At 61.6% G+C, this 23,792-nt stretch carries 18 protein-coding genes and 1 tRNA gene; 9 read left to right on the top strand and 10 right to left on the bottom strand.

What is annotated here, in order from left to right:
• Positions 1 to 7: 7 nt before the first annotated feature.
• Positions 8 to 223 carry a hypothetical protein gene (locus JNK74_01470; protein MBL7644834.1) on the top strand — a complete coding sequence of 72 codons (216 nt, stop codon included), beginning with the start codon at positions 8 to 10 and terminating at the stop codon, positions 221 to 223.
• Positions 220 to 636 carry a type II toxin-antitoxin system VapC family toxin gene (locus tag JNK74_01465; protein ID MBL7644833.1) on the top strand — a complete coding sequence of 139 codons (417 nt, stop codon included), beginning with the start codon at positions 220 to 222 and terminating at the stop codon, positions 634 to 636. Before JNK74_01470 ends, JNK74_01465 begins: the two co-directional genes overlap by 4 nt.
• A 69-nt stretch (positions 637 to 705) precedes the next feature.
• On the opposite strand, the gene JNK74_01460 is transcribed toward JNK74_01465, so the two are convergent.
• The gene (locus JNK74_01460; GenBank protein MBL7644832.1) at positions 706 to 4,329 is read right to left on the bottom strand and encodes a homocysteine S-methyltransferase family protein; all 3,624 of its coding nucleotides are present in this window, start codon (positions 4,327 to 4,329) and stop codon (positions 706 to 708) included.
• Between the two features lie 383 nt (positions 4,330 to 4,712).
• Between JNK74_01460 and metF the strand changes: the two genes are divergently transcribed.
• Entirely contained in the window at positions 4,713 to 5,582 is an 870-nt protein-coding gene (metF, locus tag JNK74_01455) for a methylenetetrahydrofolate reductase [NAD(P)H] (GenBank protein MBL7644831.1), read from the top strand.
• A 514-nt stretch (positions 5,583 to 6,096) separates the two neighbouring features.
• Positions 6,097 to 6,888 carry a thiazole synthase gene (locus tag JNK74_01450; protein ID MBL7644830.1) on the top strand — a complete coding sequence of 264 codons (792 nt, stop codon included), beginning with the start codon at positions 6,097 to 6,099 and terminating at the stop codon, positions 6,886 to 6,888.
• Positions 6,889 to 6,980: 92 nt separating this feature from the next.
• On the opposite strand, the gene JNK74_01445 is transcribed toward JNK74_01450, so the two are convergent.
• The gene (locus tag JNK74_01445; protein ID MBL7644829.1) at positions 6,981 to 7,412 is read right to left on the bottom strand and encodes a hypothetical protein; all 432 of its coding nucleotides are present in this window, start codon (positions 7,410 to 7,412) and stop codon (positions 6,981 to 6,983) included.
• A 466-nt stretch (positions 7,413 to 7,878) separates the two neighbouring features.
• Here JNK74_01445 and JNK74_01440 point away from each other — a divergent pair, with 466 nt between their 5' ends.
• Both JNK74_01440 and JNK74_01435 read left to right on the top strand, forming a co-directional pair.
• A complete protein-coding gene (locus JNK74_01440) occupies positions 7,879 to 8,802 on the top strand; it encodes a PTS sugar transporter subunit IIA (protein ID MBL7644828.1) in 924 nt (307 codons plus the stop codon).
• A gap of 12 nt (positions 8,803 to 8,814) precedes the next feature.
• Positions 8,815 to 10,140 carry an ArsB/NhaD family transporter gene (locus JNK74_01435; protein MBL7644827.1) on the top strand — a complete coding sequence of 442 codons (1,326 nt, stop codon included), beginning with the start codon at positions 8,815 to 8,817 and terminating at the stop codon, positions 10,138 to 10,140.
• A gap of 54 nt (positions 10,141 to 10,194) precedes the next feature.
• On the opposite strand, the gene JNK74_01430 is transcribed toward JNK74_01435, so the two are convergent.
• From JNK74_01430 to JNK74_01420, 3 genes are all read right to left on the bottom strand, one after another.
• Complete coding sequence (locus JNK74_01430; protein MBL7644826.1) at positions 10,195 to 11,535, bottom strand: hypothetical protein; 1,341 nt, start codon at positions 11,533 to 11,535, stop codon at positions 10,195 to 10,197.
• A 226-nt stretch (positions 11,536 to 11,761) separates the two neighbouring features.
• Positions 11,762 to 13,759 carry an excinuclease ABC subunit UvrB gene (gene uvrB, locus JNK74_01425; protein ID MBL7644825.1) on the bottom strand — a complete coding sequence of 666 codons (1,998 nt, stop codon included), beginning with the start codon at positions 13,757 to 13,759 and terminating at the stop codon, positions 11,762 to 11,764.
• 1 nt (position 13,760) lies between these two features.
• Complete coding sequence (locus JNK74_01420; GenBank protein ID MBL7644824.1) at positions 13,761 to 15,806, bottom strand: bifunctional (p)ppGpp synthetase/guanosine-3',5'-bis(diphosphate) 3'-pyrophosphohydrolase; 2,046 nt, start codon at positions 15,804 to 15,806, stop codon at positions 13,761 to 13,763.
• A gap of 394 nt (positions 15,807 to 16,200) precedes the next feature.
• Between JNK74_01420 and JNK74_01415 the strand changes: the two genes are divergently transcribed.
• The 3 genes from JNK74_01415 (at position 16,201) to JNK74_01405 (ending at position 17,855) form a co-directional block, all read left to right on the top strand.
• The gene (locus JNK74_01415; GenBank protein MBL7644823.1) at positions 16,201 to 17,409 is read left to right on the top strand and encodes an SDR family oxidoreductase; all 1,209 of its coding nucleotides are present in this window, start codon (positions 16,201 to 16,203) and stop codon (positions 17,407 to 17,409) included.
• A 152-nt stretch (positions 17,410 to 17,561) separates the two neighbouring features.
• Positions 17,562 to 17,639: transfer RNA gene (locus JNK74_01410), tRNA-Glu, on the top strand.
• Between the two features lie 18 nt (positions 17,640 to 17,657).
• Positions 17,658 to 17,855: a hypothetical protein gene (locus JNK74_01405; GenBank protein MBL7644822.1), complete on the top strand. Its 198-nt coding sequence runs from the start codon at positions 17,658 to 17,660 to the stop codon at positions 17,853 to 17,855.
• 245 nt (positions 17,856 to 18,100) lie between these two features.
• Here JNK74_01405 and JNK74_01400 read toward each other — a convergent pair whose 3' ends face one another.
• The 5 genes from JNK74_01400 to JNK74_01380 all read right to left on the bottom strand — a co-directional run bounded on the left by JNK74_01400 (position 18,101) and on the right by JNK74_01380 (position 23,789).
• Entirely contained in the window at positions 18,101 to 19,468 is a 1,368-nt protein-coding gene (locus JNK74_01400; protein ID MBL7644821.1) for a hypothetical protein, read from the bottom strand.
• Positions 19,469 to 19,774: 306 nt separating this feature from the next.
• A complete protein-coding gene (gene purE, locus JNK74_01395; GenBank protein MBL7644820.1) occupies positions 19,775 to 20,299 on the bottom strand; it encodes a 5-(carboxyamino)imidazole ribonucleotide mutase in 525 nt (174 codons plus the stop codon).
• 28 nt (positions 20,300 to 20,327) lie between these two features.
• Positions 20,328 to 21,608 (bottom strand): 50S ribosome-binding GTPase, encoded by a 1,281-nt coding sequence (locus JNK74_01390; GenBank protein ID MBL7644819.1) that lies wholly within the window; start codon positions 21,606 to 21,608, stop codon positions 20,328 to 20,330.
• 29 nt (positions 21,609 to 21,637) lie between these two features.
• Positions 21,638 to 22,543, bottom strand: coding sequence for a sulfate adenylyltransferase subunit CysD (gene cysD / locus JNK74_01385; protein ID MBL7644818.1), 906 nt, complete (start codon positions 22,541 to 22,543; stop codon positions 21,638 to 21,640).
• A gap of 22 nt (positions 22,544 to 22,565) precedes the next feature.
• Positions 22,566 to 23,789, bottom strand: a complete 1,224-nt coding sequence (locus JNK74_01380; protein MBL7644817.1) for an ATP-grasp domain-containing protein — start codon at positions 23,787 to 23,789, stop codon at positions 22,566 to 22,568.
• Positions 23,790 to 23,792 lie beyond the last annotated feature (3 nt).

The following is a 23,792-nucleotide window of genomic DNA, read 5'->3' as shown; positions in this document are numbered from 1 at the left end:
TGCCGTGCTGGACAGAGACACTAACACCAATATTCCCGCAAACGACGGCCCCTCGGGACCCGACTTCTGGCATTCCCCAACTTTGGAGGAACTCGCCGAGGCCCAGGGAGTCACGCCGATAGCCGATGTTCGCGTCCTCTTCGGCACCTGGCCCGGCGAGCCCGACGACGACTTCGAATCGCTGATTGACAAATTGCGGCATCCGAGAATGACGCGGGGATGAGCACCGTGCCGTCCGGCAAGGTATTACTCGATACCAACATCGTTTCCTACTTGATGCGCGGCGGAGAACTTGCCCAACGCTATCTGCCCCACTTGGAAGACAAACTCGCCGCCATCTCTTTCATAACCGTGGGCGAGTTGTATTACGGGGCCGAGAAACGCTGCTGGGGCGAATTAAAGCGGCGCTCGCTCGAAGCAACCCTGCGCCGCTTCGTAGTCATTCCCTATGATGCTGAGATTGCGCGCCACTACGGTCGGGCGCTTGCGGAGCGCCAACGCATCGGGCGACCTATCGAGACCAACGACGCATGGATCGCTGCCTGTGCCACACGGCATGCCATCCCGCTGGTGACGCACAATGCGGGCGATTTTCGGGATATCGCTTCGCTGGAGCTCATCTCGGAGCAAATCTAGGCCGCCTGCGCTCCCAGACTTGCGCGCCTTCACCATGTCGGTCGTCACAACGTCAGTTCGCAACCCACCTCACGTATACCGCGCATCCGGGTGAAAGCTGCACACCGCGCCCGTGGTTCCCGTGGGGCTGAATTCGCTGGCCTCGGTCAGTTTCACGCCGATGAGTTCTTCGCCGCCGAGCAACTCGTGGATCGTGGTGTTGAGGTGGATGTCGCGCATGCCGGGGTAGCCGGGGCTCCAGCGCTGGCCTTGTTTGGGGCCGATACCCATGAGTTCGCGCATGAGGCCGTGGAGGTGCTCGGCCATGTCTTCGGCCACGCGATCGGAGAGGCCCTGGAGGAAGAGGTTGGACTCGGAGTCGCCGGCCCCTTTCATCTCCGCGAGGAAGTCGTCCACCTGAGGGCCGCTGGTGGTGAGCTGGAGGCCGATGGCGCTCATCTGGCCGCCGCCGACAGGGTGGAAGTACTGCGCACCCGCGACGGTATCATCGCGCTCGCCGCCGATGACGACGGTGAAGCCGAAGCGGGCGATTTCCTGGCGCTGGGTCTCGGGGTCATATACGATGACGGTATCGCCGTCGGCTTGGCAGGGGTAGATGCCCATAACGCCCTGGGGCACGACCCAGTTGTTTACCGTAGCCTTTTCAATCCACTCTTCCAGGAGCGCGTCGAGCTTCTCCTTGCTGTGGCCCTGCTTCTCGCGGGATGCCGTGCCGCCGAAGCGCCAGTTCAATGAAAAGAGCGTCTTTTTGTCGAGGTGCGCGGCAAATTCGCGCAAGGTATAACTCACCTTTCGGCGCGCGAATCGGGGCTCGGGCGCGAGGCTGAAACCGTCGAAGGTCACGACACGGCGCGGCAAGGTCTCCAGGAGTTCCTTGTCCTCGGCGGCCTTCTTTTCCGCGCGCTCCATCCTGCGGATGAGCTTCTTCTTGTTCTCGCGGTAGAAGTCGCTGATATCGCCCGCGGAGCGGAGCTTGTTCATCACGTTGACGCCGTCCATGGCCGTGCGGCAGTAGAATACGTTTTCGCGCATGGTCTCGGGCACTTCCCGGTTCGCCATGGCCACATAAGCCGCGTGGCGATCGCTCACGGGTGCGCCGCCGATGAGAATAGGGATATTGAGCCCCTGCTCTTCCATCATCGCCGCGACGGTGATCATGTGGTTGGACGTCTGCACGAGGAGCGCGGACATGCCGATGGCGTCGGCATTGTGCTCTTTCGCGGCGTCGATGTAGCCCTGGAGCGGGGTCATGGTGCCGAGATCGATCACGCGGTAGCCATAGTTCTCCAGCAGCGTGCGCGCGAGGTCCTTGCCAATGGAATGCACGTCCTGGTAGACGGTACCGATGACGACCACGCCTTTGTATTCGATCTTGCTGTGGATGTCCACACCGGCCTCGTTGCGCATGTATTGTTCGAGGAAGCCCATGGCCTGGCGCATGACGTCGGCGGATTTCAGCAGGTGCGGCAGGGAAACCTCGCCGCGGCCGAAACCGTCGCCGAGATCCTTCATCGCGCCCATGAGGTATTCATTAATAAAGTCCAGCGGCGCGTGGGTGTCCATCGCCTGGGCCACCTGGATCGCGATCTTGTCGATGTACTCGTAGGTGTGGCCCTTGTATTCGAAGCTGCCTTTTACGCGCTCCTTGAAGCCGTCTTTCACCTTCTCGCAGATGGCCCGCTCGAGGGGCAGATCGTCGTAGCTCGTGCGGCGCACCACCACCACGCCCGTCTTCCGCTCGGCGATGTCTTCCAGCTCCGCGAAGGCGTCCATGTCGCGTTCCATCACGGCCTTGAGCCCGAGCTGATAATCGTGGGGGTCAAGGTCGGACACGAAAACGTAGTGGTCCGGATTGATGATGGCGGAATCGAGGCCCATCTTTCGGGCTTCATCAAGGAATACCGACGTGAGCACCTTGCGCATGTAGGGCTTCTTTGCGAGGCCATTGGACAGGTTGCCCACGCCGAGGGTCGTGTGCACGGTGGGGTATTTCTCTTTCACCATGCGAATGCCTTCGAGGGTCTCCACGGCGAAGTTCTGACCCTCGATCGATTCGGAGCCCAGCGGAAAGCAGTTTACGTCGATAAACATGCGATCGGGCGTAACACCATAGTTCTCCAGCGCCCGATCCAGGATCTGGCTGGCCAGATCGAGCTTCTCTTCGCGTGTGGCGCCGGGGCCCTTGGGGCCCGTGCACAGGCCCACATAGCAGGGATTGTGCTGGTCCACCGCTTCGATCACCGCGTCGATCTTGAGCACGCCGGGCGACGCTTCCTCCATGGAGACGGAGTTGATCAGCGGACGTCCGGGATACTGCTTGATGGACTCTTCCAGCGCATCAACCTGGAAGGAGTCGAGGCACATGGCGCCGGGGAAGTCGGTGGTCTGCACATGGACCACTTCCTTCATCGCGGCCACGGTGTCAATCTGATTGGAGTCCATGCACACGTCGATGACCTGGCAGCCCAAGCCCTCGACCTGCTCGCGAATCACTTCCTCGAGTACGTCGTGGTCAATGCCGGTATCATTCTCCACCGCGTCGCGCACCTTCTTCGAGCCGCGCACATTGAGGCGCTCGCCAAAGCGGATGAGGGTCTTGGAGCCGTCGAGCAGCACCGCATTCTGCGGGCCGGAGAGGTAGAGTCCCGGCTCCGGCGTGCGCGCCTTCGGCTTCAGTCCCCGCACCTGATCGGCCACAGCCTTGATGTGGGCCGCCGTGGTGCCGCAGCAGCCGCCGACGACGTTGATGCCATATTGATCCACAAACTTCCGCTGGATTGCGGCGAATTCCTCGGGCGGAAACTTGAAGACGGTCTTGCCGTCCACCGACATGGGCAGACCCGCATTGGGGATGACGGAGATGGGCAGGTGGCTGTAGCGGGAGATCTTTTCCACCGTCTTTTCCATCAGGTCCGGCCCGATGCTGCAATTGATGCCGAAAACGTCGATGCCGATGCCCTGCATGGTCACCAGCGCCGCATGGATGTCCGTGTGGAAGATCTGCATCTTCGAAAACTTGTCCACCGTCACCTGGGCGATGATGGGCAGCTTCACGCCGAGCTCCTTCATGGCCTTCTGCCCGCCCATGACGGCCGCTTTCAGCTCCAGGATGTCCTGCTGCGTCTCATACAGAAGCACGTCCGCGCCGCCATCGACCAGCCCCTTCACCTGGTGGTAGAAATTATCCATGATGGCTTCATAGGTCGAAACCGTGAGGTCCGCCTTGGTGCTGGAGAGCACGCGGTTGGACGGGCCAATGGAACCAAACACAAAGAGGGGCCGCCCGTCGTAACCGGGGTCCTTCAGGTAGCGCGACCGCGCCTCGCAGGCCAGCTCCGCGCCGCGACGGCTCATGAAATAGGCCAGGGCTTCATAATCGTTGCCGCGAAAGTCCATCTCGAGATAGGGAATGGCCTCAAAGGCGTTCAGGTCGATGCCGGAGAAGTCATACTCGCAGAGGCGCATGGGCGAAGCACCGAAGGTGTTCGTCTCCACCGCATGCGACCCGGCCTTATAGTAGTTCAGGTGGATATTGATCATATCCTCCGGGCGCGAGAACGAGAGCAGATCCGAGAGCATTTTGAAGTCGCTACCGCCGAAGGAGTCGTCGCCGAGGTACAGATCCTGGATGGCGGTGCCGGTGGCGCCGTCAAGTACGATGATCTGGTCTTTCAGGGCGTCAAGAAAATTCATGCCTATACTCCGGGGGTGTCGCGGGGAAGAATCGAGGGCCTGGGTCCGCTCCGGGTATCGAATTACCGGGAAGCGGGACTTTCATTGTACCATTACGCGCCGAGCGGGGTAAATTCGCTGAAATTCCCTGATTCACCCGCACCGCGCTATTGGTAGGTGCAGAGACCCGATACCGTCGCCCTTGGATACCGGAACACGGCCCGATGCGCATGCGAGCGCGGTGGATGGTACATCAGCTACGAGTCAAGAGATTTTTGGGAACCGTAAGTTTTCGCAAGTGGGCGCAAATTAATAGTGAGGTCGTTGTTACTGACCAATGCGTGTGGCATTTGCGTTAATTTGCGAAAATTTGCGGTTCAGCGCTTTCTTTGAAAGGCCTCAACTTGAAATTGTCCGACATATTCTCCGGCGAAAGACTCGCCGTTTCCTTTGAGCTGTTCCCGCCCAAGACCGAGCAGGGCATGGTCAATCTCTTCGAGAATCTCGAAGAGCTCGCCGCGCGCAAGCCCGCCTTCATCACCTGCACCTACGGCGCGGGCGGCTCCACCCAGGAAAAGACCCTGGAGGTGCTCGACGGCGTCATGGCGCGCCACCCCGGGGTCCCCGTGGCCACCCACCTGACTTGCGTAGGCGCCACCGTAGACCAGCTTCGCGCCTATCTTGAAGCGTCGAAAAAGCGCGGCGTGAGCTATATCGTGGCGCTTCGGGGCGATCCGCCGAAAGGCGAGACGACCTTTGTGCAGCACAAGGGCGGCCTGGCCCATGCCAACGAGCTTGTGTCGCTGATCAAGGCGGAGTATCCCGAGTTCGGCATCCTGGTGGCGGGCTACCCGGAGGTACACCAGGAAGCGACGAGCCCCCAAGCGGACCTGGACAACCTCAAGCGCAAGGTGGACGCGGGCGCGGACGCCATCGTTACCCAGCTTTTTTACGACAACGACGACTTCTACCGCTTCCGCGATCAGGTTACGGCCTCGGGCATCACACAGCCCCTGATCCCCGGCATCCTCCCGGTGACCAACCTCGCCCAGATCAAGCGCCTGACCTCCATGTGTGGGTCAAAACTGCCGGAGAAGCTGCTGCGCCGATTGGAAGCCCACGAGCACGACGAAGAGGGCCAGTTCTCCGTGGGGGTGTACTACGCGGGAAGGCAGGTGGAGGATTTGGTGGAAAATGGCGTGCCTGGTGTCCACTTTTACGTGCTGAACAAATCTAGAGCCACGGCCCACATCTGCCGCGCCCAGGCGCTCTGAGGGGACGTACCGCCGCACGCAGATCTCGAGTCAGCGAAAAGAATTCCAGTCGCCAACCACCCAACAATCAGGGCCGTTCCCTTGAACGCGGCGGTCCGCCACGGCGCATCTTCGACATGTCCCCGTGGATGCTGGAATCGCGATGCGGATTACAACAACTAATCCCTCGCCTGCCCGGGACGAAAAAGTTTAGCGATATCCCGCCGCATTGGAGCGTCCACATCGTAGCCGCTCAATGGAAGTACTTGACAGGTAAGCGGCCACACCATCGCAATTCGCTCGGACGGCGTACCCTCAACGTAGCCGCTGTCGTCGCTCTCGGACATCCGGAGCAGCCGTGCTTTTGACCTGTCTACCTTCATTTCCATAGTCAAATTGTATCATCACAAGCCGTTAGCATCAATAACCTCGGGTTCGGGAACGTGCCATGGCGGTACCGGGTCTGCCATAATAAGGTGCTATTCCATAATCGCCTCAACTAACGACATTTTACCCAACGAACACTCCGAGCGCCATGACCAACCCCGCCCCCACCGACACCCTCGTTATCGCCGGCCGCAGCTTCAACTCCCGCCTCATGATTGGCACGGGCAAGTTCCCCTCCGCCCAGGCCCTGCGCGAGGCCATCGCCGCCTCCGGCTCCGATATCATCACGGTGGCCCTGCGCCGCGTGGATCTGTCCAAGCCCGACGACGAAGGCATCATGTCCGCCATCGACCCGAAGAAGCAGTTTATTCTACCCAATACCAGCGGTGCGCGGACGGCGGAGGAGGCGGTGCGCCTGGCCAAATTGGCGCGGGCGGCGGGCCTGGAGCCCTGGGTGAAGCTTGAGCTGACCCCGGAACCGCGCTATCTCCTCCCCGATCCCATCGAGACCCTTCGCGCGGCGGAGATGCTCATCAAAGAAGGCTTCGTGGTGCTGCCCTATATCCAGGCCGACCCCATTCTCGCCAAGCGTCTGGAAGAAGCCGGAACGGCCACGGTGATGCCCCTGGGCGCGCCCATTGGCAGCAACCGGGGCATCAAGACCAAAGAAATGATCCGCATCATCATTGAGCAGGCCAATGTGCCGGTAGTGGTAGATGCGGGCCTGGGCGCACCCTCCCACGCCGCCGAGGCCATGGAGATGGGCGCGGACGCGGTGCTGGTCAACACGGCCCTCGCCGATGCGCGGGATCACGGCCCCATGGCCAAGGCCTTCGCCATGGCCACCGAAGCGGGCCGCATGGCCTATCTGGCGGGACTCGGCCCCGAGCGCGGCACGGCGGAGGCCTCCTCACCGCTGACCGGTTTTCTCAACGGCTGATGTGACAGTACGGGGCCGCAGCACCGGGACGGTCGGACCACCCCGGCGCTACGGCGAACATGGCAACCGGGGCCACCATGTGTGGGGCGGTACTATCCGGCAAGGTTCAGGCTGCCGCTGCGCTCGAAGAGACTCGACCAGAGGCTGTTCGACTGGTAGGCGGAGATGCCCCGGCTGCTGGATTCCAGCAGGCTGGCGAGATCAATATCCGTCTCCCCAACCAAACCGGGCGGCGGATACATGGACCGATCGCCGAACTCCTGGGCCCGCTTTTCACCGTCCGCGATGATTTCGCTCTCCGTAAGGAGACCATCGCCGTCCGCGTCCGCGGCTTCAAAGAGTTCCTGGAGCCGGGAATCACCCGCGGCGCCAATTTCTTCTGCGCTCAGTGCGCCATCCGTGTTCGTGTCCAGATCTTCCAGCAGCTTCGCCGCGAAGTCCTCCGGACTGGGCGGTGGACCCTGGGGCCGCTCGGGCCGGCTGAACGCCACATTGCTGTAGCCGCTTGCAGAACTTACATTCATTCTCTTTTCCTCCATGAATAGAAAATGTCACGAGCCCATATTGGATGTCGCCATCCCAGGTAACCTTCTACTCGATTCGTGTTGTAAGTCAGGTGTCCCGATTGAATCTTTGAATCCCGCCAGGCAACTCCTTTCCGGGCGCTTCCTGCAGCAACCGGCGCGGGCGCTGTCCAGTCGACCCGGGCACAGTATCGGCCCGAAAAATGACGGGATGGCCCGCCCAGAGATTACGATTTCTTAATGAAGCCCAAAGCCCGACCGCCGCGTTAGGCGATGGGGTGCGTAGTTGGCGGAGGCCCATCATTTCGATGAACATTTATCGCGCTTTTCGCAAGTTTGACGAATGTGGTGCCGCAGGGATACACTCTCACTCGGGAGTGGATGCTTAGCCGATCACCCCTGTCACCATTTACCGCACTTTACCACTGGATCGGTCTCCGAGGAGGCCCCCTGAGGTGTAGCCCCCATGATGTACTTGCCCAAAATGCTCTCATCGGGTTTAATTCACGTCCAGGTGGAGGCCCACGACAAGTGGGCGCTCATCGAGCAGTTGTCGGGGCTCATCGCCCTGGCGATGCCCGTCGCCAACGGCGAAGTCCTCAGCAAAGACGCCATCTACCGGGCCGTTTCGGACCAGGAACAGCGGCGTTCCTCGGCACTTGGCCAGGCCTGCGCGCTACCCCACGCCCGGATCGAAGGCCTCGCGCAGCCGGTCGCCTGCCTTGCCACGCTGAGCAAGGGCATCGATTTCGACGCCATCGATCATGAGCCGGTGCGCATCGTGTGCCTGCTGCTCGCGCCGCTGGAAGACCCCTCCATGACGCTCAAGGTGATGGCGGAAGTGGCCTCCATCATGGTGGACGACGCGCTGCGCGCCAAAGTGGAAGCGGCGGAGGACGGGGCCGCGCTGCATGCCCTTCTGCGGGATCTGGACACGGGTGAAGAACATTCCCTGCTGGCGCGCAGCATCATGCGGAAGCCCTATTACACCATCTACCCCGAGACCCCCCTTACCGAAGTCACCCGGTTGCTGGCCGAGCACAATCTCGAAGCCACCAGCGTGGTCGATCAGGAAGGGCGCGTGGTCGGCATGGTCACCTGCGACCAGCTTTTCCGCTCGGGACTCCCGGAATTCTTTGGACAGTTGAAGAGCGTGGCCTTTATCAAGAAGTTCGATCCGTTCGAGAACTATTTCAAGTCCATGAAGACGGCCACGGCGGGCGACATTATGACCACGGACTTCTCGGCACTGCCCGAAGACGCGACGATGCTCGAGGTCATTTTCGAGCTCTCCGTACACCGGCGCCCCAAGGTCTTCGTGGTGCGCGATGGCATCCTCTGCGGCATCATTGATCGTATCGCGGTTCTGAACCGCGTTCTCAACTATTAGGGTCCGACTATCATGCTTTCGCTCCTCGCCTCCCCCATGATTCTCTCCCTCGGCATCTTCCTCTTCGTCTATGCCCTGATCGCCTTCGACATCGTGGACAAGACCGCGGCCGCCCTTCTGGGCGCCGGCGCCGTGATCCTGCTTCACCTCGTGCCCTATCACGAAGCCGTGAAAAGCGTCGATCTGAACGTGATATTCCTGCTCATCGGCATGATGATCGTCATGAGCATCCTGGCCGAAACCGGCTTTCTGGAGTGGCTCGCCATCGCCATTGCCCAGCGGGCCCAGGGCAACGCCAAGGTCATCGTCGTTCAATTCCTCCTGGTCACCGCTTTCCTCTCCGCCGTGCTGGACAATGTGACCACCGTCATCCTCATCGCGCCGATCACCATTCTCATTACCCAGTTGCTGGAGTTGCGCACCGCGCCCATCCTCGTCATGCTCGCCATCTTCTCCAATATCGGCGGCACGGGCACCCTCATCGGCGATCCTCCCAACATCATTATCGGCTCGGCCACCACCCTCAGTTTCAATGACTTCCTCTTCAATCTCGGCCCGGTTGTGCTGGTGATGACTCTCTTCTGCCTGGCCCTCGTCCGTTTCCGCATGGGCGCTTCCCTCGAAACGAAGGAGGAGGCGCGCCGCCGGGTCATGATGGCCCAGCCCGAACTGGCCATCCTCGATCCCGTGCTCTTGAAGAAGTGCGGCGCGGTACTCGGCCTGATCCTCCTCGGCTTCTTCACCAGCCGCCTCACCGGATTCGAGCCCGGCATCGTGGCCCTGGCGGGTTCCGTGGTCATGATGATCGTGTGCAAAGTCGACATCCACACCGCCCTGCACAAAGTCGAATGGGCCACCATCCTCTTCTTTATCGGTCTCTTCATGCTTATCAGCGCGCTGGAGCACAACAAGCTCTTCGAGAAATCGGGCGAGATGCTCATTCACGCCACCCAGGGCAATCTCCTGCTGACGGTCATGGTTATCCTGTGGGCGAGCGCCATCGCATCGGCCATTGTGGACAATATCCCCCTGGTAATCGCCATGATTCCGCTGATCAAGACCATGATCCCGGTATTCGCCACCCAGATGGGCCTGGCCGACAGCCCCGATCAGGTGCATACCGTCATCGAAGCCCCCCTCTACTGGGCCCTCGCCCTGGGCGCCTGCCTGGGAGGGAACGGGACGCTCATTGGCGCCTCGGCCAACGTGGTAATCGCCCAAATCGGTATGCGGAACAACGCCAACATCACCTTCATGGAGTTTACGAAGGCCGGCTTCCCCCTCATGATCATCACCGTGCTCATTTCCAGCGTGTACATGTACCTGCGCTATTTCTGAGCCCAGCAATTCGCAAGCCGCGGCTCCCTTCGGGGGCTGCGGCTTTTTCTATGCTCAGTTGTAGCCCTCGCCCGACGCGATCAGCCAGCGCCCGCCGTACTCCTTGAAGCCCAGGCGGATAAACAGGTCATCCTCCCCCTCCACGTGCGACCGGATTACCACCGGACTCGCATAGAGCCAGTCCCCGGTCTTCACGATCTCCGTCCGGCTCCAATCCACCCAGGCCTGCTGAAAATTACCCGCCGCATGGAAGGTCTGGAGCACCGCGCGCAGCGCGCGGCGACCGTTTCCGGCGTCATCGGAAAAATCACTGGCGATCGTCGTCATGAACATGTCGAGATCGCCGCGAACGAAGGACTCATTCATTACCGCCAGGATCGTCACCACCTTCTCGCGATCCTCCATCGACGCCATCTCCACGATGCCCGCGCCCGCCTCCGGCGCGCCGATGCCGAAGAAGTTGCGCGCGATCCAAGCCCCGCCAAAAAAAATGAGTACCGTGCAGATGGCCGTTCCGCGCACGATAATCTTCTTCCAGTTGATGGGCCGCTCGTGAGGCGGCACAAAGAAGTTGTCGGTGATACTGACCGGCTTGCCCCGGCGGATCTGCTCGCGGGCGCTCTCCAACTGCTGCCGCACGTTGCCCAGAGACTGATCCACCGCGAGCCAGTCGCGACAGATCCGGCCGCCCCCGCGCACCCCCTCGGCAAGACCCTCAAGCGACACGCCGCTGGTGAGAATTTTTCCGATCCCGCTGGAGCACTCGTCGCGACCGCCAAACCACCGCGGCAGGGTGGGATAATTGCAGGAGATTTTTCCCTTAAGCTGTATCAGCTCCACCTCCAGCGCGCGCTGGTCGGCCCCCGGTCGGGCGTAGGCCTCGGCCAGTTCATAGAGACGGCGCCAGTCCGCCTGAAACGCCACAAACTGGCTCTCGTAGTGGTCGATTTCCTGGACGGAGGCCGGGGCGGAAAACAACTCGCCCGGCAGGGAGACGGGTTTGCCCGGGCGCGCTTTTTCCCGCGCCGCAATCAAGGTCTGTCGGACACGCCCCAGCGCCTCGTCCACCATCTGCCACTCGTCCCAGGCGCGCCCCCCCCCTTCCCGCATGCCCTCGGTCAGGGTCTTGAGGGTCGTGCTTTCCGAGAAGAGCGTGGAAATACCGGCGGGCGCGCCATAGCCCCCGCTGCGCCATTCGGCCAGCACGGGATAGTCGCACGAAATGCGCCCTTTGATCCGGAGCAGGTCCACTTCGAGCACCTCGCGCTCGGCATGGGGGCGCATATAGGCCTCTACCAGTTTATAGAGGTAGTGCCAGTCTTTGTGAAGCGCCTTGAACTGCTGCTCATAGTTCGCCAGGGCCTGTGGCGTGACCGTATGCCTGCGTTCGCCCATCTTCCCATCCTCGCCGCCTCCCTCCAACACCCACCTACAAAATTAGCGTATTGGGGTGTATTTTGCAAGGTAAATCCGGCAACCGCGAAAGCGTCCGGCTCTCGGACAGGTCGGGCGAGGTCATTGGCGCACCGGGATCGGTTGGCCATGGTCAGGCGACGGGGGCGCGGGGCAGTTTTTTGACCCCAGATTCCGGAGAACGGACCCGGCGGATGCGGACCCGCCCCTACAACCCCTCTTCTATCTGGCGGCGCTCCAGGGCCAGCATTCGGTCCCGGAATTCGGCGGCCTTCTCAAAGTCCATCTTGGCGGCGGCGTCCTTCATGGCCTTCTCCAGCTTCTTGATGGTCTTGTCGATATCGCGCGCGGCCACGTACAGATCCGGCTCTTCCGCCGCTTTGGGCGTTTCCCGCTGTTCCCGCTGATAGAGCGTATTGAGCAGATCGGGAATGGCCTTCCGGATGGTCTCCGGCGTAATGCCGTGCTTCTGGTTATGCGCACGCTGCTTCTCGCGGCGGCGATCCATCTCTTCCATCGCCCGCGTCATGGACCCGGTCATTGTGTCGGCGTAGAGAATGACGCGTCCCCCCAGATTGCGCGCCGCGCGACCGCAGGTCTGAATCAGGCTGGTCTCCGAACGTAGAAACCCCTCTTTGTCCGCATCCAGTACCGCCACCAGAGACACTTCGGGAATATCCAGCCCCTCGCGGAGCAGGTTGATCCCCACCAGCACATCGTACTCGCCCTGGCGAAGTTGCCGGATCAGCTCGATGCGCTCCAGGGTCTCCACGTCGCTGTGCATATAGCGCACGCGCACGTTGAGATCGGTGAAGTAGCTCGTGAGATCCTCCGCCATGCGCTTGGTCAGTGTGGTCACCAGCACGCGCTCGCCCCGCTCCGCGCGCGCGCGCACCTCGCCCAGCAGATCGTCCACCTGGTTGGCCGCGGGCCGGACCTCCACTTCGGGATCCACGAGCCCCGTGGGCCGAACGACCTGCTCGATGATCACGCCCTCCGTTTTCTCCAGCTCATATTTGCCCGGCGTGGCGCTGACATAGATCGTCTGGCCCATGCGATCTTCGAACTCATCGAACATCAGCGGACGGTTGTCCCGGGCGCAGGGCAGACGAAAGCCGTAGTCCACCAGCTTGTCTTTGCGCGACCGATCGCCCTTGAACATGGCCCCCACCTGGGGCACGGAGATGTGGCTCTCGTCGATAATCAGGAGGTAGTCGTCGGGGAAATAACTCATGAGCGTATAGGGCGGTTCTCCCGGCTGGCGCCCATCGAGATGCCGCGAGTAGTTCTCGATGCCCGAACAGAAGCCGATCTCTTTGAGCATCTCCAGGTCATAGCGCGTGCGCTGTTCGAGGCGCTGTGCGTAAAGAATTTCATTCGCGTTGTTCAACTGGATCAGGCGCTCGTCCAGCTCCCGCTCGATCCCCTCGATCGCTTTCTCCAGCGCGGCGCGCGTGGTGGCGTAGTGGGTCTTGGGGTAGATCTCCGTGCGCCGGAGCTTCCGGAGCACGGTGCCGCGGAGCGGGTCGATCTCCACGAGATTTTCGATCTCGTCGCCAAACAGCTCCACGCGCACCGCCCGGTCCGCCTCATAGGCCGGAAAGATATCCACCACATCGCCCCGCACGCGAAAGGTGCCGCGGTGGAAATCCACATCGTTGCGCTCGTACTGCATCTCCACCAGGCCGGCGATAAGCTCGTCCCGATCCTGGATGCGGCCCGGCTCCAGCTCCACGCGCATTGCGCCGTAGACCTCGGGGGAGCCGATCCCGTAAATGCAGGACACGCTGGCCACGATGATGCAGTCGCGCCGGCTGAGCAGTGAGCGCGTCGCGGCGTGGCGCATCTTGTCGATCTCGTCGTTGACGGACGAGTCCTTTTCGATGAAGGTGTCGCTCGCGGGCACATAGGCCTCGGGCTGATAGTAGTCGTAGTAGCTTACGAAGTACTCCACCGCGTTTTCGGGAAAGAGCGCTTTGAATTCGCCGTAGAGCTGGGCCGCCAGGATCTTGTTGTGCGCCAGCACCAGGGCCGGGCGCTGGGTCCGGGCGATTACGTTCGCCACCGTAAAGGTCTTGCCCGAGCCGGTCACGCCGAGGAGCACCTGATGGGCCAGGCCCTCTTCAAGGCCCCGAACGAGGTCGTCTATCGCCGCGGGCTGATCCCCGGCGGGCGCGAACTCCGTCTTCAGATTAAAGCGGTTCATCTCAACCCGCCAGGGAGAGGGGTTTGCCCCGCTCCATTTCCACCGGCTCCGCGTTCACGTTCACGACGCCGCTGACCGTATTGAGTGTGCGCACGATCCGGTTCACCGCGCTCTTGCCCGAGGTCTCCACGATAAACTCGAAGCAACCCACGCCGGGCTCCGTCAGGCGGTAGTCCGCACGGAGGATGTCGATGTTGATCGGGCGAAGCGCATTCGTAAGATCGGAGAGCACGTTGGGCCGCTGACCGATGGTCACGCGAATCCGCATCTCATACAGCCCCTCGCCCTCCCACGAGGCCTCGATCACCCGGGCCGCGTCGCGGTTGGATTTTGCGAAGCTCTTGCAGTCCGCGCGATGCACCGTCAGCCCGGTGCTCTTGGTGATGTACCCGATCAGCGCATGGCCCGGCATGGGATTGCAGCACTTGGCAAACTGTACCGTCATGCCTTTGTCGCCTTCGATGCGCACCAGATTCTGCCGGGTCTTGTCGTCCACCTCCCGCACTTCCTGCGGCTTTACCTTCGGGCGCGGGGGCGGCGCGGGCGCGGCCTCCTCGTGATGAGGGTGGTGCATGGGATCGTCCATGGGCGCCAGGGCGCCCAGCTCGCGCAAACGCTGGCGTATGCGCGTGCGGGCGCGGCCCGTGACGACGATATCCACCCAGTCCAGATGGGGCGTCTGGCTCTTGGAGGTCAGGACCTCCACCACATCGCCCGTCTGAAGGTGATAGCGCAGGGGAACCATGCGCCCGTTCACCCGCGCGCCGATGCACTGGTGGCCCACGTCGGAGTGAATCAAATAGGCATAGTCCAGCGGCGTCGCCCCCGGCGGCAGTTCCATCACTTCGCCCTTCGGCGTGAAGACATAGGTGTGGGAAGGTCCAAAATCCCGGCGCATGCTGTCCATAAGCTCTTCCGGGGCATGCGCATCCTTCACCCAACTGTACATCTGGCGCAGCCAGGTCAACTGGTGGTCGAGCCGGGTGTCCCGGTTTTTCTCGCCCTCTTTGTAGATCCAGTGCGCCGCGATGCCTTCCCGCGCCATCTTATCCATTTCTTCGGATCGAATCTGGATTTCCAGCGGAAGGGCGCTCACCCCCATGACCGTCGTGTGGATGGCCTGGTACATGTTGAGCTTCGGCATGGCGATATAGTCTTTCATCCGGCCGGGGATCGGCGTCCAGAGGCTGTGCACCACGCCCAGGGCGTTGTAGCAGCCCGCCTCGGTCTGGGTGATGATGCGCACCGCCTGGATGTCCATGACCTCGTGAAAGTCTTTGCCCTGCTGCACCATCTTCTGATAAATGCTGTACAGGTGCTTCGGGCGCCCGATCACCCGCGCCGTCACCTCCGCCTCCTTCAGTCGCACCTCCAGCTCGCGGATCACATCATAGAGCTCGGACTCGCGCGCGCGGCGCTTCATGGCCACCTGCTGCGCGATGGCCTTGTACTCTTCCGGCATCAGGTGGTGAAAGGAATGATCTTCGAGCTCCCATTTCCACTGGGAGATACCGAGCCGGTGCGCCATTGGCGCATAAATCTCCAGCGTCTCCCGAGCGATCCGCATGCGCTTTTCCTTCGGAAGATGCTCCAGGGTGCGCACGTTGTGCAGCCGGTCCGCCAGTTTGATCAAAATCACCCGGACATCGTTCGCCGTGGCCACCAGCATCTTCCGGATGTTCTGCGCCTGCTTTACCTCGTGGGTGACCTTCCGATCCGGCAGGTGCAACCCGCTGATCTTGGTCACCCCTTCCACCAGCCGGGTGATCTCTTCTCCAAACTGCGCATGAAGATCGGCGCTCGTGATCGGCGTGTCTTCCACCACGTCATGGAGCAGGCCCGCCGCACAAGTGACCGGATCCAACCCGATCCCGGCGAGATTCTGGGCCACGGAAAGGCTGTGGATGATGTAGGGCTCGCCGGACAGACGCTTCTGCCCGTGGTGCGCTTCATCCGCCACCCGATAGGCCAGGCGGACGACTTCCAGCTCCTCTTCGGAGAAGTTTTTTCGCAGTTGCTTCTTGAGTTTGGCAAATAGACTTCGCATGGCCGATTCTGCCCTTCTGGCGGTGTAGGCTGACCCGCCCCATTGTACCACTGGCCGAAAAAGTTAAACCAGAGTCGGGCCGGGGCCGGATCGATACAGTTTTACGTAATTACTTGCGCTGCCGTCGTCCACCGAAATTCAATAGATTTTGATGTTTCAATCTGTTACACTATTCGCGTCGCAGGAGAAGTGTTTTTCACCTCGGACCGGCCTCCCCCACGGGATGCCGTGCCGACCTTACCGCCGCACAGGGCGGGTTGTTCCGGTGTAACGCAGTCTCCCCTTCGGCGGTATAGTGGAGGGAAGTCCTACTACGAACCGCCCTAAAATCTTCTGGCGCGGCAGTACCACCACATTACGTAACGTACAAAGTATTGTATGTGAAAGGAGTTGTATGGAGAAGCGGTCGATTCTTATCACCGGCGGCACCGGTATCATGGGAAGCTGGGTGCTGGCCAAGGCCCTCGAACGGGGCTTTTCTCCGGTGGTATTGATGCGCGACGCCACGATGGAACAGGCGCGCCAGCGTCTTGCCGCCGTGCTGGCACTTCCCGGCGCGGACCATCGCCTCGACGAGATCACCATCCTCCAGGGCGATACGTGTCAGCCCGATCTGGGCCTGAACGATGCCCAGCGCGGCATGCTCCGCAATACCCTGAGCCTGGTCATCCATTGCGCCGCCAGCATCAGCTTCAATCCCAAGAAAGATTTTGAGCTCCAGTCCGCGAATGTGGACGGACTCCGGCACATGATGCAGTTGCTGGAAGGCACCGACGTGCCCCTCTACCACGTGAGCACCGCCTACGTGGCCGGCATGCACGAGGGCCGGGTCATGGAGCATGAACTCCTCGACACTCCCTGCAAAAACACCTACGAGCGCACCAAGCGCCAGGCCGAACAGATTTTCGTGGACGCCCTGGCCGCCGGCACGATTCGCGGCGCCGTATTCCGCCCCTCCATCATCGTGGGCGCCGAGCGCAACGGCCTCATCAGCCAGTTCCACAATTTCTACAGCATCCTCCGCATGGTGGATGTGATCGAGGGTGGCCAGTTGCCCGCGGGCGAAAGCCTTCGCCTTCAGGGCAATCCCGAGTCCACGCTGAACCTCATTCCTGTGGACTGGGTCGCCGAGGCCCTCTGGACCATCGTTGAACGTGAGGGTGCGTCCGCCCGGACCTACCACCTCACGAATCCGAATCCCTGCAAACTTCGCGAGCTCAACCACTGGGCCACGCGCACACTGAGCCCCATGGGCAGCCAGATGGGCTTCCAGCCCAAGCTCGACGGCGACATTACCCGTGCGGAGCAGGTGGCCAACGCCTCCCTCGCCCTGTATCGGCACTACCTCCTTGACGAGCCGATCTTTGATCGCACCAACACCGACCGGGCCCTCGGCGGGACCTTGCCCTGCCCCCGCCTGGATGCCGATTTCTTCGACCGGCTCCTCGGCTACGCCCGGGCCCAGCAGTGGATCGGCGCTTTCGGTTGCAAACTTCGCGGATTACTGCTGGATGAAGACCCCAGCGGCTCCCACATCACGGTGGAACGGCTCAAGACCGACCTGGCGGAAGACCTCGCCACGGCGGCCACGGCCCGAAGCTGAGTTCGCCCGGGAAGTGAAACAAGTGTGCAAAAAAATGTGCCCGCTTGTTTGACTTGTCCCCCGCACAATTGCTATACTTTGCTTCCTTTGCTGGCAGGCACGTGTTACGCACTTCTGCGGACGCCGCCCAGCATTTTACCGCTATCCATTGCGGGCCCATCGTCTAGCCTGGTCTAGGACACCGCCCTTTCACGGCGGCGACACGGGTTCAAATCCCGTTGGGCCTACCATCTTTTGAAATGCGCTCCGTGCAGCAGCACGGAGCGCATTTTCCATTTTGGGACAAAGGACCCAAAGGACCGAAAGGACCGAAAGGACCGAAAGGACCGAAAGGACCGAAAGGACCGAAAGGACCGAAAGGACCGAAAGGACCGACAGGACCCAAAGGACCGAAAGGACCGACAAGTCCTTGGGTCCATAATGGGGACAGCCACCTATTACAGTGATATCCCTGCCGCTTACAGGTACTCGCCTGGGTGCGGATCTCCGAACAGGCTGCTGCATGCGCCCACAAAGCAGCCCAGGCATCGTCGGGCATCCAGTGTCAACGCGCCCCCCGGTTTGCGGAGTTTGTCCCCCTGTCCCAATCGGTCCACAGGTACCCCACGCCCCAACGCGAGATACCCGTCAGACCAAGTGATGTCACTTCGCGCCAGACCTCATCGCCCTCTTTCCAACCGTTGCTATTGCCTCAGAGGCCGTATTCGCTCGGGATGAAGCGGTCGGGAAACTGGGCGGCGTAGTGGTCGATCCGCTTTCCGCCCAGGCCCGCGAATTCGTCCAGGCTTTCGCGCATCGGGTCGAGCCAGGGCATTTCTATGGGCGGAATGACCAGGCGGCCATCGGCGAGGGCTTCGTCGATCATGCGCAAGGCCTCGCGGGCGGCGTTCAGGGTGCGGGTGGCGCGATCGGGCGAGGCGACAATGGCGCGGGCAAGCCGCAGTGCGGACGCGGGCGCCAGAATCAGCGCCTCGGCGCTGGTGTGGATGTCGGACTCGCTGAGCAGGTTTCTCAGGGCGAGGGCCTGCCCCTGCTTCGACGCCGTGTTCATCAGCTTGCAATCATACCAGAGTTGTTCAAGGCACACCTCGGGCGTGTGGCCGCCGAAAAGATTCACGAAGGGCACGGACTCGTTGCTCCAGAGATCGCAGCAGCACATGGCCACGTTGCCCAGGGGGCTGGAATGGGCGCAGGCGGCGGTCTTGCCCTCCATGGAGATCGGGATGCCCGCGATGGCCTTCAGGATCGGGCCCTCGTAGGCGCAATCCTTGTCCGGGCCCGTCGCGCCGCATTCCAGGGCCACGAGGGAGCGGGCCGCGCCCATGGCGCGGACCACGGCGGCGACCACGGTGGGTATCATCCGCTTGCCGGCCAGTTGCATCGCTGTGTTCGCGAATCCGCACGCGGCGTCGCCACCGGCGATCTTGCCATGCCGGCGGCAAATCTCCGCGACGCGCCGCCAGACGAATTCCATATCGCGCGCGGCCAGTTCCCCGAGGGCAAAGGCCACGCCGCCGACGCTGCATTGAAGGAGGGCGTCGTCCGAGACCTCCTTTCCGCCGGTGGACTCGATGGACAGGATGTCGGAGTACGGCGCGCAGCGTTCAAAGGTTTCAAACATGAGTTCCGTTTCATTGCTGGTCCGGTTGCGCGGCGGGCGATTGCGGTCCCGTATGTCGGCCACGGTTGTCCGGAGCGCGGCATTGACGCCGCGGACCTGGAAGTCGTCCATCACCTCGCGCGTGGCGGCGATAACCCGTTCTCCCCAGGCGGGGTTGAGGGTCATTTCGAACACCAGCTCGATCTCAATGACCAGGGCGGGCACGGACAACTGCAACGCGCGCTCCAGGCTGTGCTCCGCCATGAGGCGGTATTGGGCCACGACCTTGTCGATCGTGTCCTCGTTCACCCCGCTGCCGTGGGGCAGGATGTAGTTCAGCTCAGGAATGGCATCACCCCCGCCAACCCGTATGGCCGGCGTCACCTGAACCGGATGGGGGCATCTTCCAAAGATGAGTTCGTCCACATGGTCAATACAGAGTTCGGAGAAGGTGTTCATAGTCCGGGTACCTCCAACGTTCTGGACGGGGTGTATCGTCTGGTGTATGCGCGATGCAGGTGCGGGGCGGGACGCCCATCAACGACACGCGGTGGACAGCGACTGCAGCGCCGCCGGCGGATCGTTGGAAAAGCGGTTGGCACGTCCCCCCTCGATACAGGTCGCGATCAGATCCAGAAGCGAATGCATGGCCCTGTCTCTCCATTTTTCCGCCGCGTCGGAAGCAAGGAATGGGGCAGGAATGCCGTACCGGATACTCCCGGGCGGAGCGTCGCCTCTATAGTACTCCTCGCCGGGGCGCCACGGCTACTCCCCCGTTCCCCGGTCTGCCGCGCCGATCTGCATGGATTGGACCTGATTCCGCATCGCCTCTTTGTAGTTCCGAATGCGCGTCAGCAGTTCGTGGTCCGGGGTTATGCCGCCGCTGGCAAGACACTGGGCCGCGAGCAAGCCGGCATTGTAGGCTCCGCCGATGGCCACGGTGGCGACGGGCACGCCTTTCGGCATTTGTACGATGGACATCAGGGCATCCATACCCTGCATGTAGCCCACCGGCACCGGAACGCCGATGACGGGCAGTGGCGTGTGTGCGGCGACCATCCCTGGCAAGTGTGCGGCGCCCCCGGCCCCGGCGATAATGACGCCGATACCCCGGTCCGCCGCGCCGGACGCGAATTCCGCCATTTCCACCGGGGTTCGGTGGGCGGAAACCACGGCCATTTCGTAGCCAACCTCGAGGGCGTCCAGTGCTTCGGCCGCCCCACTCATTGTGGGCAGGTCAGATTTTGAACCCATGATTATCGCTACCCGAACTCGCTTCTTGTCGGTCATTGCACCTGTCCTCTTCGCTGTCTGTGGATCAAAGAATCATCCCCGCACCCACGGTCTCATTGGTGAATTCATCGATCAGAATCACGCTGCCGGTGGAACGGTTTTTCGTGTACCGGTCAAAATGGAGTGGCTGGGTCGTCCGAATCTGGATACATCCGATGTCATTCAGTCCCATGATGCAGTCCCCCTCGATGTGGTTCAAGGTCGTAATGTCCACCTTGTAGCGGATCTTCTTGATGACACACCGCAGGTCTCGCGTCGTATGTTTAAGGGCGTAGGTCCCGCCCACTTTCATGGCGGCCCCGTTCAGCCAGCAAAGCATCAACTCGATATCCTGTTCGCTGGTCGGCTGATTGTCCGTCTTCAGGAGCATGTCGCCCCGTCCGATGTCGAGCTCGTCCTCCAGGAGAAGTGTTACCGACATGGGCGCGAAGGCTTCGGGCAATGCGCTGTCAAAGAGCTGAATCCACCGGATACGCGACGTGAAACCGGAGGGAAGCGCGACCACCTGATCGCCCGGCCGGAACACGCCGCCTTCGACCCGACCCGCGTAGCCGCGAAAGTCATGATGAGCGTCATCCCGCGGACGAATGACATATTGAACGGGAAAGCGCGCGTCGACGTGGTTATGATCCGCGCTGACCTCAATCGTCTCCAGAGCGTCCAGCAGGGTCTGCCCCGTGTACCAGGGCATGTTCGGGGAAGGTTCCACCACATTGTCTCCCCCGAGGGCGGAAATGGGCAGGTAACGGATGTCTGGAATGCTCAATTTGCTTGAAAACGCCCGAAAATCGTCGCAGATGGCCTCAAATCGTTTCTCGTCAAAGTCGACGAGATCCATCTTGTTGACACACAGCATGAGGTGCCTGATCTGCAACAGGGAGGCAATAAACGCGTGGCGGCAGGTCTGCTCCACGATGCCCTTCCGCGCGTCCACCACGACGACGGCCAGGTTGGCGGTGGACGCGCCCGTCACCATGTTTCGGGTGTACTGAATATGGCCCGGGCAGTCCGCAATAATAAACTTCCGCTTCGGCGTCGCGAAATAGCGATAGGCCACATCGATGGTGATTCCCTGCTCGCGTTCGGCGCGGAGGCCGTCGGTCAACAGGGCGAGGTTGGGGCCGTCTTCCCCGCGAAGCAGACTTGCCTGCTCCAGCGCGGCAAGCTGGTCCTCAAAGATGGACTTGGAATCATAAAGCAGACGGCCGATAAGGGTGCTCTTTCCATCATCGACGCTTCCTGCCGTGATGAATCGGAGCAACCCGGCGTGTTTCTTTTTCACAACGTCATATGCCAGCGTTTCCATAGTGCCTCCGGGTCCCTTTTCAGGACCGATTAGAAGTAACCCACTTTTTTTCTGTCTTCCATGGCCGTCTCCGAGCGCCGATCGTCCGCCCTGCCGCCCCGTTCGGTAACGCGGGCCGCGGCAACCTCCAGAACGATGTCCGCCAGCGTGCTGGCCGTCGATTCCACGGCGCCGGTACACGTAATGTCGCCCACGGTTCGGAAGCGTATGGTTCGTTCTTCCACCCGCTCGTGGGCCGTGCGCAACACGTGCGGGGAATCGGCCATCCAGAGGCCATCACGAAAGAAAACAGGGCGCTTGTGCGCAAAGTAGATTTCCGGAATGGACAGCTCCTCGGCGGCGATATACTGCCATACGTCCATTTCGGTCCAGTTGCTCAGGGGAAACACGCGAAAGTGCTCCCGTTGCTGTTTTCTACCGTTGAACAGATTCCAGAGTTCCGGGCGCTGGTTCCTCGGGTCCCATTGTCCGAACTCATCGCGGTGGCTCAGAAAGCGCTCCTTTGCCCGGGCTTTCTCCTCATCCCGGCGGGCGCCGCCAAACAAGGCATCGAAGCGATGTCGCTCAATCGTTTCCAGCAGCGTCGCGGTCTGGAGCAGATTCCTGCTGGCCCGCGGGCCCGACTCCTCCCGGACGCGACCCGCATCGATCGTGTCCTGGACGCGCCCCACGATAAGGCGTGCCCCAAGTTCCCGTACGAGCGCGTCGCGAAAGCGGATCGTCTCGCTGAAATTATGGCCCGTATCGATGTGCACCAGGGGGAAGGGCAGGCGCGCCGGGTAGAAGGCCTTCTGGGCGAGACGCACCAGGACGATGGAGTCCTTGCCGCCGGAAAAAAGCAGGGCCGGTCGCTCGTGGATGGCGGCCACTTCACGGATCACGAAAATGGCCTCGGCTTCCAGTTGCTCAATATGGGATAGATCATGGAGAACCATGGGTTTCAAAACTCCGTCCGCCCTAACCGGCGTGTTGTATGCCTGAGAAGGCCGCCCACAGTTGGGCTTCATACCGTTCCATCTGCTCCAGCGTCCGCTGAAGTGATTCCACCGAAGTCGCGCGCCCCGTAAGGTGGCCCATTTTGCGACCCGCCGATACGGTTCGCTTGCCGTACCAGTGCAATTCGATGTCGGCGGGCAGCGGCAGGGTTGGGGGTGGACAGGGAAGTCCGGAAATCATGCCTTTTGGACCGAGGATGTTCCGCATGGCCACAAACGTATCGATTTCCGGTGTTGCGAGCCCATGCCCCATGACGGCCTGTACATGCAGGTCAAACTGGCTCGTCTCGCCGCCGTACAACGTGTAGTGACCGGAATTATGCACCCGTGGCGCCATTTCGTTGATCAGAAGCTGGCCGTCCTCCGTAAGGAAGAATTCGATGGCAAGGGTGCCGCAAAAGCCCAGGTAATCCGCGACGCGTTCGATGGCCTCGGACGCTTGCCGGGCAATTTCAGGTGCGGTGCCCAGACGCAGCGTGGGCCCGAGCACTTCCCGGCATATTCCGCGCTCCTGTCTGCTTTCTACGAGCGGAAAGCAACGCATGCTTCCGTCCGCCGCGCGCGCGGCGACAATCGCCAGCTCTGCGCTGAATTCCACGTGCCGCTCGGCATAGATCGCCGACCCGGCGCGCTCCGCGTTTCGGCAGAAGTGTGCGATCTCGCAATCGCGCGGCACGGAATCGGGTTTCACGACGAGATTACCGCGGCCATCGTAGCCGAAACGGGAGAACTTCAGCACGAAGCCCGCTGGAAAGCGTCGCCACAAGCGCGGCAGCTCCTCGTGAATATGTTCTGTGGCGACCGCTTCAAAATCGGGCGTGGCCAGGCCAAGATGGGCGAAGATCCGCTTCTGTGCCAGCTTGTCCTGGGCCATCGCGATGCTGTCCAGATCGGGCAACAGACGGACCGCTGGGTGTTCCGCCAGCACGGCGCGCAAGACCTCCACATCGACAAATTCGTTCTCTATCGTCAGTACGTCAACCTGTCGCGCAAGCGTCAGAATCGCCTGCTTGTCGCTCAACCTGCCCGGCACCCACAGCGCCCTTTCTATCGCGGCGGGCACATCGCGCGACTCCGCGAGTACGACGGGCTGAAGCCCTTCGCGCAAGGCTGCTTCCGCGATCATGCGGGCCAACTGGCCGCCGCCAAGAATTCCCAGACGTTCTTTTTCGAATACACGTCCCATATA

This window comes from Candidatus Hydrogenedentota bacterium, from assembly GCA_016791475.1.
Lineage (GTDB): Bacteria > Hydrogenedentota > Hydrogenedentia > Hydrogenedentales > JAEUWI01 > JAEUWI01.
The sequence above is the reverse complement of the archived record's forward strand: the minus strand, read 5'-3'. Positions and strand labels throughout refer to the sequence as shown.